We start from the raw sequence: 15,697 nt of genomic DNA, 5'->3' as shown, positions 1-15,697 counted from the left end.
AGCGTGTTTGCCAATACTCAGACGCCCGGCGGGGTCGCCTGGTTAGGTGAGGCCGATCTCCACGGCGAGGCGCTCGGCCTCGTCCATCTCCTCGGACAGGGCGTCGATCCCGCTCGCCCAGATCGCGGGATCGGTGAGATCGAGCCCGACGAGCTGCGCCAGCTCCTCCGGCGAGCGGGACCCGCCGGCGCGCAGCAGGTCGAGGTAGGGCTCGATCATCGACTCGCCCTCCTTGACGTACCGCCGGTAGATCGCCAGCGAGAAGAGGTAGCCGTAGGCGTACGCGTAGACGTAGCCGGGCGTCCCGGTGAAGTGCGGGATGTAGCTCCACCACGGCGTATACCCCTCGGTCGAGACGGAGTCGCCGAAGAGGGCGTTCTGGGCCCCGAGCCAGAGCTCGCCGATGCGCTCCGACGAGATCTCTCCGTGCTCCCTCCGCTCCGTGTGCACCGCATGCTCGAAGCGGTTCATCGCGATCTGCCTGAACGTCGTGGCGATCGCGTCCTCGATGCGGCCGGTGAGGAGGTCGAGGCGGCGCCGCGGATCGTCCTCTTCGGCCAGGAGCACGTCGAACGTGAGCGCCTCGCCGAAGACCGAGGCCGTCTCGGCGGTCGTCAGCGGCGTCGAGGAGTTGAACAGGCCGAGGGGCTGCGCGAGGACGCCGTGGAGCCCGTGGCCGAGCTCGTGGGCGAGGGTGAGGACCGAGCGCCGGTCGCCCGTGTAGTTCATCAGCACGAAGGGGTGCACGCCCGGGACGGTGGTGGCGCAGAACGCGCCCGTCCGCTTGTCGGGTCGCACGGGCCCGTCGATCCACTGGTCGTCGAAGAACTGCGCGACGATGCCGCCCGCCTCCCCGGAGAACTGGGTGTACGCGTCGACGACGATCCGCCGCGCCTCGTCCCAGGAGACCTTGACCGTGTCGGTCGAGACCGGCGCGAAGCGGTCGTAGTGGTCGAGCCGGTCGAGCCCCAGGAGCTTCGCCTTGAGGCGGTAGTACCGCTGCGCCACGTCGTAGCGCGACGTCGTGGCCTCGACGAGCGCCTCGACGGCCTCGTCGGTCGTCTCGTTCGCGAGGTTGCGCGAGGAGATCCAGGTCGGGTAGCCGCGGAGCCGGTCGTCGATCGACTTGTCCTGCAGGATCGTGTTGAAGACGAACGTCCGCGTGCGAAGCCCGGGGCCGAGCGCGTCGGTGACCGCCTCGGCGGCCGCACGACGGACGTCCCGGTCGGCGTCGTAGAGCCGTGCCATCGCCGTCTCCAGCGACAGCTCCTCGCCGTCGAGCTGGACACGGAGCGCGCCGAGCAGCTCCTCGTAGAGGCGCGACCACGCCGACACGCCGGAGACGGTCTTCTCGGTGACGATCCGCTCCTCCGGCTCGGACAGGAGGTACGGGCGGAACTTGCGCAGCGACTGCAGGTGATGGCGCCAGTCGTCGAGCGCGGGATCGACGAGCAGCGCCTCGGCGACGTCGTCCGGGGCGCCCGCCCACTCGAGCGCGAAGAAGAGGAGCTGCGTCTCGAGCGCCGCGGCCTTCTCGCCCAGCCGCGCGACGAGCGCCCCGTGCGCGGGCTCCGCCATGTTGGCCGCGAAGACGAGGTGCGCGTAGGTCAGCGGGCGGACGACCCTCGACTCGATCCGCTCGTGCTCTGCGACGGCCTCCGCGAGGCTCGCTGCATCGAGCCCGGCAACCCTCCCGTGGTAGCGCTCGCGGAACGCGGCGGAGTCGGCCTCGGCCTGTGCGACGTCCGCGTCGATGCGTGGATCGTCGATCGCCTCGTAGAGGTCGGTGAGGTCCCACGCGACCTCTTCCGCCCCCGTGATCTCCGTGATCGCCATTCGGGAGAATCTAGCGATCGAGCTCGTCCGGCCGCGTCATGGGCGCGCGGCATGCGAAGCGCTCGCACACGTAGACGGCAGGCGCCCCGTCGACGAGCCCCTTGCCGGCGAGCAGAGGGACGTCCTCGGAGGGTCCGACGGCCACGACCGTCTCGGGCGCGAACGTCCGGAGCGCGGCCCGGGAGACCTCGGAGCGGACGTCCCCGACGATCGCGACCTCGCGCGGCGGGGACAGGTGGAGGTGGAGCGCGCAGAGTGCCCAGGAGAAGGCGCGTGGGACACGCTCCATCGCCGGGGCGAGGAGGCGGAAGACGCCCTCGCCGCGCTCGACCAGCGCGTCGTCGCCCCAGATCCGGCCGAGGCGGACGAGCAGCGACGCCATCATCGAGTTCCCGGACGGGATCGGCTCGTCGTCGAGGTCCTTGGAGCGCGCGGCGAGCACCTCCCCGTCCCGCGCGGCGAGGAAGAACCCTCCCCGCTCGTCGTCGGCGAACAGATCGACGGCGACGTCCACGATCCGCCGGGCCTCGAGCAGCCAGCGGACGTCGCCGGTGGCGAGGTGGAGCTCGAGCAGCCCGTGCGCGACGTTGGCGTGGTCGTCGAGGAAGCCGCCCCCGCTGACCTTCCCCGCCCGGATGCTCCTGAGGACGCGCCCGTCGTCTCCGCGGAGAGGGCCGAGCAGGAACTCGCCGAGCGCCACGGCCGCCGAGAGCCAGTCAGCGCGGTCGAGCCGCCGGGCCGCTTCCGCGAGAGCCGCCAGCGTGAGGCCGTTCCAGGAGGCGATCGCCTTGTCGTCCCGGAACGGCTGCGGCCGCTCTGCGCGGACCGTCAGCAGGCGGGCCTTCGTGTCGGCGTCGAGCTCGCCGCGCACGATCTCGCGTCCGTGCTCGAACGGCTCCAGGAGCGAGCCGTCGAGCCCGAGCGCCTCCCACTCGGACCGCGTCCAGGTGTAGGTGAGCCCTTCGACTCCGTCCGTGTCCGCATCCTGCGCCGACGCGAGGCCGCCGCTTTCGAGCAGCATCTCCCGGAGGAGGTAGGCAACGGTCTCCTCGACGACGGCGCGGTATCGCTTCCCGCCCGTCACGACCCAGGCGTGGAGGTACGCCGCGGTGAGGAGCGCGTTGTCGTAGAGCATCTTCTCGAAGTGCGGGACGACCCAGCGGGCGTCGACCGAGTACCGGTGGAAGCCGCCGCCCACGACGTCGTAGAGGCCGCCGGCCGCCATCCCGTCGAGCGTGCGCCGCACCATCCCCAGCGCCTCCGGGGAGCCGCGGCGGAGGAGGAGCTCGATCGCCGACGAGGGCGGGAACTTCGGCGCGGTCCCGAAGCCGCCGAACGCGGGCTCGTAGTCGCGCGCGAGGGCGCGCTCGGCCGCGTCGAGCAGCGCGGGTGAGAGCTCCGCGTCGGTGGCCTCGAGCCTCGCGGCGCCCCCGAGGGCGGACGCGAGCCGGGACGACTGCGCCTCGAGGTCGTCGCGACGCTCGTGCCAGGTCTCCGAGATCGCCTGTAACAGCTGCCGGAACCCCGGAAGCCCGTGTCGTGGCTCCGGCGGGAAGTACGTGCCCGCATAGAACGGCCTCCCGTCGGGGGTCATGAAGACGGTCGTCGGCCACCCTCCCTGGCCGGTCATCGTCACGCAGGCCTCCATCGTGAGCGCGTCGACGTCGGGCCGCTCCTCACGGTCGACCTTGACGTTGACGAAGCGCTCGTTCATCAGGGCCGCGGTCGCGGGGTCGGAGAACGACTCGTGCTCCATCACGTGGCACCAGTGGCACGAGCTGTAGCCCACCGAGACGAGCAGCGGGAGATCTCGCTCGCGCGCCCGGGCGGCGGCCTCTTCCCCCCAGGGGAACCAGTCGACCGGGTTGCCCGCGTGCTGCAGGAGATACGGGCTCGATGCGTCGGCGAGGCGGTTCACGACGCGTTCTTACCCCGAGCGCGAGGTCGCGACCCACACGTCCTCCCTCCGGCCGACCGGTGTCGTATGTTCGCCCGCATGAGACGAACACCGTTGTGGGTGGTGCTGGCCGGTGGCGCGATCACGGTCGTCGGCGTGTTGATCCAGGCCTTCACGATCGCCGCATACGTGCGCGGCGCAGGCGAAGGCGCGCTCGACGCGCACGGCGGCTTCTCGATGCTCGTCCACGTCGGCGAGCTGCTGATCGTGATCGGCGCGATCTGGGCGTGGTGGGGCAACTGGAACGCGGTCGGGCTCGCGGTCGCATTCCTGATCCTGTCCGTCGCACAGCTCGCGTTCCTCGGCGACACGGAGGAGGAAGGCGGCTGGATCAACGGCCTGCACGGCTTCCTCGCTCTGGTGATCCTGCTCACGGGCGCCTGGTACTTCAGCCGGGCGCGGCGCGAGCTCGGGCTCGGGACAGCCGGCACCGTCGGCACCTAGGGCGAATCGGCGTCGGCGGGGGCCGTCTCGGCGGTCCCCTCGCGCCGCCGCTGCCTGCGGTGGCGGACGAGCTCGACGGCTCCGGCGACCGCCGCGGCCACCACGAAGGCGAGGATCAGCCCCTTCCACGGCTGGTCCTCGAACGTCTTGCCGCCGAAGTACCCGAGGCACGCCGCGTACGTCCCCCAGATGAACCCCGCAAGGACGTCCGCCATCAGGAACTTGCGGTAGGGGAACGAGTGGACGTACCCGGCCGAGAAGGTCACCGCCGTCCTCCCCCCGGGGATGAAGCGGGCCACGATGATGAGGTACGTCCCGCGCTCGGCGAGCTGGCGCTCGGCCCACTCGAAGCCCCGGTGGCTCCTGTCCCCCGTGAAGACGCGTTTGACCGTGTGCTCGCCGAGCCAGGTGCCGAGCCCGTAGGAGATGTTGTCGCCGAGGATCGCACCCGTCGAGGCGCAGAGGATCACGAGCGGCAGGCTCAGGTCGCCGGAGCCCGCCAGCACGCCGGCGCTGATCACGACCGTCTCGCTGGGCACCACCGGGAAGAACGCGTCGATCGCCGCCACCGCGAAGATCGCGAGGTAGGCCCAGTCGCTCGTCACCCATTCCTCGAACTGGTCGAACACGGCGAGGAGGTCGGGGAGGAACGCGAGGAGCGCCACGCGGCCATCCTCGCAGAGACGCCTCCCGCCACGGCTGCCGGCAGGCGCAGCGATGATGCGCGGCGTGACCCGCCTGCCGCTTCGGGGAATGCGCGTGCTCGACGTGACGACGTCGATCGCGGGCCCGTACTGCGCGCAGATCCTGGCGGCTCTCGGCGCGGACGTCGTGAAGGTCGAGCGACCGGATACCGGCGACGACGGCCGCGCCTGGGGCCCGCCGTTCTGGGACGGCGAGGGCACGATCTTCCTCTCCGCCAACGCCGGCAAGCGGTCGCTTGCGCTCTCGCTGCGCGACCCGCGGGGCGCCGAGGCGCTGCTCCGGCTCGCCGACGGCGCCGACGTGTTCCTCCAGAGCCTCCGGCCGGGGCTCGCTGAGGAGCTCGGGCTCGGCGCCGAGGCGCTGCGCGCCCGCAACCCACGCTTGGTCTACTGCTCCTTCGGCGCCTACGGCCACACGGGGCCGCTCTCGCGGGAGCCGGGGTACGACGCGCTGATGCAGGCCGCGGGAGGGCTGATCTCGCTCACCGGCGAGCCGGGGCGGCCGGGCGTCCGGGTCGGCGCCTCGCTGATCGACCAGGGAACCGGCACGTGGGGAGCGCTCGGCGTGCTCGCCGCGCTGCTCGAGCGGGAGCGCACGGGCGAAGGCTGCGTCGTGGACGTGTCGCTGTACGAGACCGCGATCGGCTACATCGGCTACCACCTCGCCGGCTACCTCGCCGACGGCACGATCCCGTCAGGTGAGGGGACGCGCTTCCCGATGGTCGCACCGTACGAGGTGCTCCCCACCCGCGACGGCGCGTTGATGATCGGCGGCGGGAACGACCGCCTGTTCCGTGCGATCTGCGGCGTGCTGGGCATACCCGGGCTCGCCGACGACGCGCGGTTCCGCACGAACCCCGACCGTGTCCGCAACCGCGACGAGCTCGCCGCGCTGCTCGTCGAGCGCCTCCGCGAGCGCGACACGGAGACGTGGCAACGCCTGCTGACCGGGGCCGGGGTGCCGGTCGCCCCGGTCGCAGACGTTCGGGACGTGGCGCAGTCCGAGCAGACGACGGCCCTGGGGATCCTCCAGCCCGTCCCCCACCCCCGGATCCCCGACCTCACGCTCCCCGCCCTCCCGCTGTCGTTCGACCGTGAGCGGCCGGCCTATCCGAGCGCCCCCCCGGGCGTCGGCGAGCACTCGGCCGAGGTGCTCCGCGAGGCCGGCTACGGTGAGGACGAGATCGCGGCCCTAGCGGCCGAAGGGGTGGTGGGCGCGTGAGCTCTCCGCACCTCTCTCCGTCGTTCAGCGCCACCCTCCGGGTGCACCTCCCGGATACGCCCGGCTCCTTCGCGCGTCTCGCACAGGCGATCGGCGAGGCGGGCGGCCTGCTCGGGGCGATCGACATCGTCCGCGTCGAGCCCGGGTTCAAGGTGCGGGACGTCACCGTCGAGGCGGCCGACGCCGACCACCTCCATCGCATCGCGGACGCCGTCCGGAGCCTGCACGGCGTCGAGGTCGAGCGCGTCTCCGACCGCACCTTCCTGCTCCACCTCGGCGGCAAGATCGAGATGCGCGCCAAGAGCCCGATCCGCACGCGCGACGACCTGTCGATGGCCTACACGCCCGGCGTCGCCCGCATCTGCGCCGCGATCGCCGACGACCCGAGCGCTGCCTGGACGCTGACGACGAAGCAGAACACCGTCGCGGTCGTGACCGACGGTACCGCGGTCCTCGGGCTCGGCGACATCGGGCCCGCGGCCGCGCTGCCGGTGATGGAGGGCAAGGCGGCCCTGTTCAAGGAGTTCGGCGGCGTCGACGCGTGGCCGATCTGCCTCGCGACGACCGAGACCGACGAGATCGTCGCCGCCGTGAAGGCGATCGCACCGGGCTTCGGCGGCATCAACCTGGAGGACATCTCCTCGCCACGCTGCTTCGAGATCGAGCGCCGGCTGCGGGAGGAGCTCGACGTGCCCGTGTTCCACGACGACCAGCACGGCACCGCGATCGTGGTGCTGGCGGCGCTCCTCAACGCCCTGCGCGTCGTCGGCAAGGAGCTCGCGGACGTCCGGATCGTCACGACCGGGGTCGGTGCCGCAGGGATCGCGGTGACCGACATCCTGCTCGCGGCCGGGGCGCGCACCGTGATCGGGTGCGACGAGGGCGGTGCCGTCTGCCGCGGGCGCGCTGGGCTGTCGGCCGCGAAGGCGGCCTACGCCGAGCGGACGAACCCCGACGGCGAGCAGGGCACCGCGGACGAGCTGCTCGCAGGCGCCGACGTCTTCCTCGGGCTCTCGGTTCCCGGCGCGATCTCCGAGAAGGGCGTCGCCCGCATGGCGGACGACGCGATCGTCTTCGCGCTCGCCAATCCGATGCCCGAGATCGCCCCCGAGGACCTGCCGCCGGGCAAGGTCGCCGTCGTGGCCACGGGCCGCTCGGACTACCCGAACCAGATCAACAACGTGCTGGTCTTCCCGGGGCTCTTCCGGGGCGCGCTCGACGTGCGCGCGTCCACGATCACCGACCGCATGAAGCTGGCGGCATCGAGCGCCCTCGCAGGCGTCATCCCGGCCGAGGAGCTGGGCGCCGAATACGTCGTCCCCAGCGTGTTCAACCGCGACGTCTCACCGGTCGTCGCTGCAGCGGTCGCGGAGGCGGCGGAGCTCGACGGCGTCGCGCGCAGGTCCCGCACGTAGGCGACCCCTTTTTCCCTACGAACAGCGGGCGCGCCGCACGCTACTCGTAGTGCAGCGCCTCGAGCGGGTTGAGCTTGGACGCGCGACGTGCCGGGAAGATCGCCGCGAGGATCCCCACGACGATCGCGGCGACGGCGAAGATTACGACCTGCGTGGTGGGGAACGTGAACTCGATGAAGTCGACGCGCGCGATCAGCAGCGCGGCCAGCACGATCCCGAGGATGATCCCGAGCGCCGCGCCGATCAGGGCCGTGATCACGCTCTCGTGGCGGATCATCCGGCGGACCTGGCGGCGGGTCATCCCGATCGCGCGCAGCATCCCGATCTCCCGCGTCCGCTCGAAGACGGTGAGGACGAGCGTGTTGATGATCCCGAACAGGCTCACGACGATCGAGAGCGCCAGCAGCACGTAGAGGATGTTGAGGATCGAGCTGAGCGCACCGATCTGGTTGTCGATGAAGGTCTCGCGATCCTGCGCCTTGGCGTTCGGGAAGTCGGCGAGCGCCTCGTCGAGCTTCGCCTGGTTCGCGTCGGTCGCTCCGCCCGTCATCTTCACGAACGAGTAGAGGTTCTTCGGCCGGGGCACCTCCGCGTCCCAGGCCTCCGCGGAGAGCGTGACCGGGCCGAACGGAGACCCTCCGCTCGGCGGGTCGAAGATGCCCCGGATCATGAACGTCCGTGTCTCGCCGCTGGGGAAGGTGACCCGTACGGGCGATCCGAGACGCAGGTCGTGGTCCTTCGCGAAGCCGTCGTCGGTGAAGGCGCCGTCGTCGCCGAGCGTCGCCAGCACCTCCGGTGAGCCTTCGACCCAGTCCATCGAGATGACGTCCTTCATGCCGGGGTCGACCGCGGTCGTGAACTGGGTCTCGCCGAAGACTCGCGTCTCCCCGGTGCGCACGTTCCCCACCGATGTGACGCCGGGGACGCGCGCCGCGGCCTCCGCGGCGGCAGTCGGGATCGGCGAGAAGTTGTTCTGCGCCGTGATCGCGTAGTCGCCCGTGAACAGGTCGTTGACCGCGTCCCTGAAGGAGTTGACGATCCCGGCGGCGAGCGTCGCCACGAGGGTGACGAGCGCCAGGCCGATCATCAGCGCGGCGGCGGTCGAAGCCGTGCGCTGCGGGTTGCGTTGCGCGTTGTCCCGCGCGAGGAGCCCGGCGGCGCCGCCGATCCTCGTCGCCGGCCAGCCGAGCACGTGCGCCAGAGGCCGGACGAGGCGCGAGGAGAAGAGCGCGACGCCGAGGAAGATGAGGAGCGCCCCGAGGCCCATCCAGATCAGCACCTGCGTCGTCCCCAGGTCGTTGCCGAAGAGGCCGTACAGGAGCGCCGCGAACCCGAGGACCGCAGTCAGCGCCGCACCGACCGAGCGCAGCCGCGCGAAGCGTCCCGGCGGCAGGGTGGCGCCTTCGCGCACCGCCGCGATCGGCGGCACGCGCGTCGCACGCAGCGCCGGCCGCAGGCTCGCGAGGAGCGTGACGAGGATGCCGACGAGCAACGCGACGACCACCGTGCGCGGCTCGAGTGTGAGCCCGGTGTTGGGGAGCGTGAAGCCGACGGCGTCGAACAGCCAGAACAGACCCGAGGCGAGCGCGAGGCCGAGAAGGAGCCCCACGACCGATGCGACGATCCCCACGATCAGCGCCTCGATGATCACGGAGACGAGCACCTGGCGGCGCGACGCTCCGAGGGTGCGCAGGGTCGCGAACTCGCGGATGCGCTGCGCAATCGTGATCGCGAGCGAGTTCGCAATCACGAAGGAGCCGACGAAGAGCGCGATCCCTGCGAACGCGAGCAGGAACCCACGGAGGAAGGAGATGAACTCGTTCGTCTCGGCCGCGTCCTCGGTGGCCTGCTGCTGGCCGGAGAGCGCCTGCGCGTTGGGAGGCAGGATCTCGCGAACCTGTGCGAGGAGCTCCTGGTCGCTCACGCCCGGCCTCGAGGCCACGGCGATCTCGTCGAGGCGCCCTTCCTTCTGGAACAGCCGCTGCGCGGTCGCGAGATCGAAGCCGGCGAGGGTGGCGCCTCCGATCGAGAGATCGGTGCCGAACTCCACGATCCCGGAGATCCGGAGCCGCTCGACCGGGCCCTCCACCTGCACGCCGATCTCGTCTCCGATCGCGAAGTCCTCCTTGTCCGCGACGCCGGAGTCGATCACGATCTCGTCCGATCCCGGCCAGGAGCCGGCAACGAGCCGGAGCGGGTTGAAAGGAGAGTCGCCCTCCTCGATCGAGAAGCCCAGGTTGGGCGCCCCGCCGTAGACGATCGCCTTGCCGTCCTTGCCGATCAGCGACGTCGAGTCGCTGTTCACGCCGCCCTCGGCCTGGGCGACGCCCGGCAGCTGCCGCACCTCCTCCACCAGCGACTCGTCGAGCGTCGGCTCGGAGACGCCGCTGCCCTCGGACAGGTCGAACGCCGACTTGCCGGTGATGACGACGTTCGAGCCCTCGCGGACGTCCGTGAAGATCTGGTCGAACGCGCTGTCGATCGAGTCCGTGAGGACGTACGTGCCGCTGATCATCGCGACGCCGAGGACGATCGCGAGGGCCGTCAGCGCGGTGCGGAGCTTCCGCGTGAAGAGGCCCTTGATCGCAAAGCGTGTCATCTACCCATCAGCCTTGTGGACGTCGTGGTCCAGCGCATCTCGGGCTCGCGAGTGTGGCGGCCGGAGGCCGGCTGCGCAGGCCGGGAGGCCCGACAATGGCTCGGCGCTGCCGGCCGCTGGAGAAGGGGGCTCGTGGGGGAAACATGGTTTCCCCCACGTCATTCGTAGTGGAGTGCTTCGAGCGGGTTCAGCCTGGCCGCACGGCGGGCGGGCGTGATCGCCGCGAGCAGGCCGACGATCACCGAGAGCACGACGAGGAAGACGAGCTGGCCGGTGGGCACCTCGAAGCGGATGTCGAACTCGCCGAGCGCCCGGGTCACGAGCACGGCGAGGAAGATCCCGAGCGGGAGCCCGAGGGCCGCGCCGATCAGCGCGGTGATCACGCTCTCGTGACGGATCATCCGCCGGGTCTGGCGGCGCGTCATGCCGACGGCCCGCAGCATCCCCACCTCGCGCGTCCGCTCGAACACGGAGAGCACGAGCGTGTTGACCATCCCGAACAGGCTGATGATCACCGACAGCGCCAGCAGGACGTAGAGCATCGTCAGGAACTGGTCGAACTCGCGGTCCTCCTTGTCGATCCACTCCTCGCGCGTCTGCACCCTCGCGTCGGGGTACCCGTCGGTCGCCTGCTCGAGCTGGGCGCGACTCGCCTCGCTCGGCCCGCCCGCCACGTTGACGAACGTGTACTGGTTGCGCGGGCGCTCGATCAGGTCGTCGAACGCCGCGATCGTGATGCTCGCGTTCCCGAGCAGCGGGTAGAAGGGCGGCGGCTCGTAGATGCCCTTGACCACCGCCTGCATGGAGGTGGTCTCGCCCGTTCGGACGGTCACCTGCTGCCCGACGGCGAGGTCGTGGTCCTCGGCGAAGTTCTCGTCGACGATCATCCCGTTCTCGCCCATCTCCGCGAGGGTCGCGTCCGAGCCCTCCGTCCAGTCGAACGAGTACCCGCTCGTGATCAGCTCGGGGTCGATCCCCGTGAGGTAGCCGCCGTGACCTGCGATCTCCGCCACCTCGGAGCGGACGTGTGTGACGGTCTCCGCCGAGGACGCGTCGGCCGCCGCGTCACCCGCCGCCGCCACGAACGGCGTGTACCCGTCCTGCGAGGTGATGATGAAGTTCGCTGTGATCTGATCCTCGATCGCCTTGCGGTTCGAGGCCTTCATCCCGTTGGCGAGCGTGGCGACGAAGGCCACGAGGGCGACGCCGATCATCAGCGCCGCAGCGGTCGCCGCCGTGCGTCCCGGGTTGCGGATCGAGTTGCGTCGCGCGAGCCCTCCCGCGGCGCCGCCGACCCAGCGGGCGGGCAGGCCGACGACGGCGGCGAGCGGCCGCACGAGCTTCGACGAGATCATCGCGACCCCGACGAACAGGAGCAGGACGCCGCCTGCGATCGCGAGCAGCCGCTCGGCGGTGCCGACGTCGTCGACGAACATCGCGTACCCGAGCAGGCAGAGCGCGAGCGCGATGAGGGCGACCGCGACGAAGGGCGTGAACCGGGAGAACCGCGAGCGGGGCAGCTCGGCACCCTCGCGGACGGCGGCGATCGGCGGCACGCGGGTGGCCCGGATCGCCGGGAACAGGCCGGCGACGACGGTGATCACCGTGCCGACGATCAGGGAGACGACGATCGTGCGCGTGGCGAAGACGGTGTCGGCGAGCGGGAGCTCGAGGTTGAGAGCCCGGAACAGCGCCTCGAGGCCCTTCGCGAGCCCGAGCCCGAGGAAGAGGCCGACGACCGACGCGAGGAGCCCGACCACGAAGGCCTCCAGCAGCACCGAGCGCAGCACCTGGCGGCGCGACGCACCGAGCGTCCGGAGCGTCGCGAACTCGCGTGTCCGCTGAGCCACCGTGATCGACAGGGTGTTGAAGATCACGAACGACCCCACGAACAGCGCGATTCCGGCGAAGGCGAGGAGGAAGTAGCGGATGAAGTTCGTGAACTCGCTGAGGTCGTCCTTGTCCTCCTGCGCCTCCTGGACACCGGTCTTCACCTGCGCGTCGGCCGGGAGCAGGGGCCGGATCTCGTCGATCAGCTGCTGCGGCGTGGTGCCTTCCTTGCCTGCCACCGAGATCGCGTCGAACTGCCCGCGCCGCTCGAACAGCGTCTGCGCGGTCGCGACGTCGAAGATCGCGAAGGTCGTGGTGCCCAGCGACTTGACGTCGCCGTAGCGTGCGATACCGACGACCTCGAAGTCTCGCTTCGGCTCGAGCGTCGAGATCTCGATCGTCTGGCCGACGACGAAGTCCTCGCGGTCGGCGGTGCCGGCGTCGACCACGACCTCGCTGCCCGTCCTGGGCCAGCGGCCCTCGAGGAGGTTGAGCGGGTTGAAGACCGAGTAGGCGGGCGTCGTGTCGATCCCGAACCCGAAGCTCGGTGCGCCCTGCGTGTCGACCGCCTTTCCGTCGTCCCCGATGATCTTCGTGTTCAGCTCGTCGTAGATCCCGCCCATCGCGAGGTCGACCGACTCGAGGCCGCGGATCTCCTCGAGCAGCGAGGCGTCGACGGGGGGCGCGTCGGGCGTGTCCCCGAAGATGTCGATGTCGGCGGTCTTGCCGCTCACGACCACGTCCGTGCCGGCGTACGACTCGTCGAAGATGCTCGAGAACGCCTTGTCGATCGTGTCCGTGAGGACGTAGGTGCCGCTGATCATCGCCACGCCGAGCACGATGGCGAGCGCGGTGAGGGCGGACCGGAGCTTGCGCCCGGCGAGGCTCTTGAGCGAGAAGCGGGTCAAGCCGCGGAGATCTCCTCCATCGCCTCCGTGATCTCGTGCTGGCTCGCTCCGGAGAGCTCCTTCACGATCACGCCGTCCGCGAGGTACAGCACGCGGTCGCCGATCGCAGCGGCACGCGACTCGTGGGTGACCATCACGATCGTCTGGCCCAGCTGCTCGACGGAGTGGCGCAGGAGCTCCAGGATCTCGTTCCCCGTGTGCGAGTCGAGGTTGCCCGTCGGCTCGTCGGCGAACACGACGTCCGGCTGGGAGACGAGTGCGCGCGCGATCGCGACCCGCTGCTGCTGGCCGCCGGAGAGCTCGGACGGGCGGTGCGAGAGGCGGTCCTTGAGGCCCACGGAGGAGACGAGCTCGTCGAAGAACGCCTGATCCGGCTTCTCACCCGCGATCGCGAGCGGCAGGGTGATGTTCTCCTCGGCGTTCAGCATCGGGAGGAGGTTGAAGAACTGGAAGACGAACCCGATGTGCTCCCGCCTGAGCTTCGTCAGGTCGGAGTCCTTGAGGGTCGTGATCTCCTTGCCGGCGATCGTGACCGAGCCGGAGGTCGGCTTGTCGAGCCCGGCGAGGATGTGCATCAGGGTCGACTTGCCCGACCCGGACGGGCCCATCACTGACGTGAGCCTCCCTCGCGGAACCTCGACGGAGATGCCCCGGAGCGCGTCGACGGCGGTCTCGCCCTCGCCGTAGCGCCGCGTCACGTCGCGCGCGACGACGACGGTCCCGTTCTCAGTGCTCATCTGTCGTCTCTCCTCGATGTCGGTGTACACGCATCCAGCGTGCCCGCCCTCGGGACGGGCCAGGGTGCGGGAAACCCTACTCCTGCCTCGGTGCCAACGGTGGCCCGGACGGGGGCCCAGCGCCGCCTAGCGACCCATCCGCCGCTGGGCCTCGGTCAGTACCTCGCCGAGGATCCCGACGATCTCGTCCATCTCCTTCTCGGTCGCCACCAGGGGCGGCGAGATCTGCACCACGGGGTCGCCGCGGTCGTCGGCGCGGCAGATGAGGCCCGCCTCGAAGAACGCGGGCGAGAGGTACCCGCGGAGCAGCGCCTCGCACTCGTCGTCGTCGAAGGTCTGCTTCGTTCCGGCGTCCTTCACGAGCTCCAGCGCATAGAAGAACCCTGCGCCGCGGACGTCGCCGACGATCTCGAGGTCGAGCAGCGTCTCGAGCTTGGCCCGGAACGTGCTCTCCTGGTCGCGGACGTGCTCGACGACCCGCTCTCGCTTCATGATCTCGATGTTCTTGAGCGCGATCGCGGCCTGCACGGGATGGCCGCCGAACGTGATCCCGTGGGTGTACATCGACGCGTCCTCGAGGAACGGCTCCGCCACGCGGTCGGTCGCGAGCACCGCGCCGATCGCCGCGTACGAGGACGAGAGCCCCTTGGCGCAGGTGACGATGTCCGGGCGGATGTCGTAGCGCGCCGAGGCGAACCAGGCGCCGATCCGCCCGAAGCCGGTGATCACCTCGTCGGCCGAGAGGAGAATGTCGTAGCGGTCGCAGAGCTCGCGGACACCCTTCCAGTACCCGATCGGCGCCGTGAACGCGCCGCCCGAGTTCTGCACCGGCTCCATGTGCACGAGGCAGACGGTCTCGGGCCCCATCGCCTCGATCGTCCGCTCCAGCTCGTCGAGCAGGTCGGCGGTGAACTCCTCCTCGGTCTCGCCCTCGGGCCGGCGATAGCGGTTGGTGTTGCGGACGTTTCGCACCTCGGGCACGAGCGGCTCGAACGGGACGCGGATCGCGGGGATCCCGGTCAGCGAGAGCGCGCCGAACGTCGTCCCGTGGTAGGCGGTCTGCCGCGTGATCGCCTTGTAGCGGCGGGGCGGCGTGCGGAGGTTCGCCGCGATCGCGTCGTGCTCCCGCTCGGGGGCGGATCCGACCCGTGAGCGCAGCCGCTTCTCGCCGCGGGCGAGGTAGAACTGGCGCGCGAGCTTCCAGGCCGACTCCACGGCCTCGGAGCCACCGGAGACGAAGAACGCGCGGTTCAGGTCGCCGGGCGCGAGCGAGGTCACCTCGGCGGCGAGCTCGATCGCTCGCGGATGGGCGTACGTCCAGTTGGTGTAGAACGGCAGCTCGCGCATCTGCTCGAGCGCCGCCTGGCCCATCTCCTCCCCGTACGAGTAGCCGAGGTTGACCGAGAAGAGGCCGGCGAGCGCGTCGAGGTAGCGCCGTCCGTTCGTGTCCTCGAGGTAACAGCCGTCGCCGCGCACGATGATCGGCACGTCCGCCTGGGCGTAGCCGCCCATGCGCGTGAAGTGCATCCACAGGTGCTCGCGCGCCGCGCGCTGAAGCTCTTCGTGGGAGAGCGCGGTGGAGGTGATGCTCATGCGGGCGACTCCTTTCGGCGCTGGAGCAGGACGTTGGCGAGCATCAGGACGATCGCGACGGCGAAGATCGCCGTCCCGATCACGTTCACCTGGGGCGGGACGCCGACCCTGGCCGCGCCCCACACGTAGAGCGGGAAGGTCACGGTGGCGCCGGCGTTGAAGTTCGTGATCACGAAGTCGTCGACGGAGAGTGCGAACGCGATCAGCGCGCCGGCGACGATCCCGGGCGCGATCAGCGGCAGGGTCACGCGCCAGAAGGTCGTCCACTCGTTCGCGCCGAGGTCCATCGCGGCCTCCTCGAGGTTCCGGTCGAAGCCGGCCATCCGGGCCCGGACCGTCACGACGACGAAGCTGATGCAGAACATGATGTGGGCGAGCACGATCGTCCAGAACCCGAGCACCGTGCCGAGGTTGAGAAAGAGCGTGAGAAGCGATGCGCCGAGCACGATCTC

General features: G+C 70.6%; 11 protein-coding genes. 3 read left to right on the top strand and 8 right to left on the bottom strand.

All coding sequences use genetic code 11. From position 1 onward, the window contains the following. Positions 1–42: 42 nt before the first annotated feature. Positions 43–1,836, bottom strand: coding sequence for a M3 family oligoendopeptidase (locus VFO26_RS04405; protein ID WP_325113674.1), 1,794 nt, complete (start codon positions 1,834–1,836; stop codon positions 43–45). Between the two features lie 10 nt (positions 1,837–1,846). After that, positions 1,847–3,754, bottom strand: a complete 1,908-nt coding sequence (locus VFO26_RS04400) for a thioredoxin domain-containing protein (RefSeq protein ID WP_325113673.1) — start codon at positions 3,752–3,754, stop codon at positions 1,847–1,849. 78 nt (positions 3,755–3,832) lie between these two features. On the opposite strand from VFO26_RS04400, the gene VFO26_RS04395 reads away from it, so the two are divergent. Continuing rightward, complete coding sequence (locus VFO26_RS04395; RefSeq protein WP_325113672.1) at positions 3,833–4,237, top strand: hypothetical protein; 405 nt, start codon at positions 3,833–3,835, stop codon at positions 4,235–4,237. Here VFO26_RS04395 and VFO26_RS04390 read toward each other — a convergent pair. Next, positions 4,234–4,902, bottom strand: coding sequence for a DedA family protein (locus VFO26_RS04390; protein WP_325113671.1), 669 nt, complete (start codon positions 4,900–4,902; stop codon positions 4,234–4,236). The two genes, VFO26_RS04395 and VFO26_RS04390, sit on opposite strands and share 4 nt — an antisense overlap. Positions 4,903–4,966: 64 nt before the next feature. Here VFO26_RS04390 and VFO26_RS04385 point away from each other — a divergent pair, with 64 nt between their 5' ends. Together VFO26_RS04385 and VFO26_RS04380 are read left to right on the top strand one after the other, a co-directional pair. Then, the gene (locus VFO26_RS04385) at positions 4,967–6,163 is read left to right on the top strand and encodes a CoA transferase (protein WP_325113670.1); all 1,197 of its coding nucleotides are present in this window, start codon (positions 4,967–4,969) and stop codon (positions 6,161–6,163) included. Then, on the top strand, positions 6,160–7,578 hold the full coding sequence (locus VFO26_RS04380) for a malic enzyme-like NAD(P)-binding protein (protein WP_325113669.1): 1,419 nt from the start codon (positions 6,160–6,162) through the stop codon (positions 7,576–7,578). Before VFO26_RS04385 ends, VFO26_RS04380 begins: the two co-directional genes overlap by 4 nt. Positions 7,579–7,618: 40 nt before the next feature. Here the strand turns inward: VFO26_RS04380 and VFO26_RS04375 are convergent, their stop codons facing one another. From VFO26_RS04375 to VFO26_RS04355, 5 genes are all read right to left on the bottom strand, one after another. Continuing rightward, positions 7,619–10,177 carry an ABC transporter permease gene (locus VFO26_RS04375; RefSeq protein ID WP_325113668.1) on the bottom strand — a complete coding sequence of 853 codons (2,559 nt, stop codon included), beginning with the start codon at positions 10,175–10,177 and terminating at the stop codon, positions 7,619–7,621. Positions 10,178–10,335: 158 nt separating this feature from the next. Further along, a complete protein-coding gene (locus tag VFO26_RS04370; RefSeq protein WP_325113667.1) occupies positions 10,336–12,915 on the bottom strand; it encodes an ABC transporter permease in 2,580 nt (859 codons plus the stop codon). Beyond that, the gene (locus VFO26_RS04365; RefSeq protein WP_325113666.1) at positions 12,912–13,652 is read right to left on the bottom strand and encodes an ABC transporter ATP-binding protein; all 741 of its coding nucleotides are present in this window, start codon (positions 13,650–13,652) and stop codon (positions 12,912–12,914) included. Before VFO26_RS04365 ends, VFO26_RS04370 begins: the two co-directional genes overlap by 4 nt. Before the next feature lie 126 nt (positions 13,653–13,778). Then, a complete protein-coding gene (locus VFO26_RS04360; RefSeq protein WP_325113665.1) occupies positions 13,779–15,245 on the bottom strand; it encodes an aspartate aminotransferase family protein in 1,467 nt (488 codons plus the stop codon). Next, positions 15,242–15,697, bottom strand: a 456-nt coding sequence (locus VFO26_RS04355) for an ABC transporter permease (RefSeq protein WP_325113664.1), incomplete at its 5' end; no start/stop codon positions are given. The genes VFO26_RS04360 and VFO26_RS04355, both read right to left, overlap by 4 nt.

Source organism: Gaiella sp. (assembly GCF_035710885.1).
Classification (GTDB): Bacteria; Actinomycetota; Thermoleophilia; order Gaiellales; family Gaiellaceae; genus Gaiella.
This window is presented reverse-complemented; position numbering and strand designations above follow the sequence as displayed.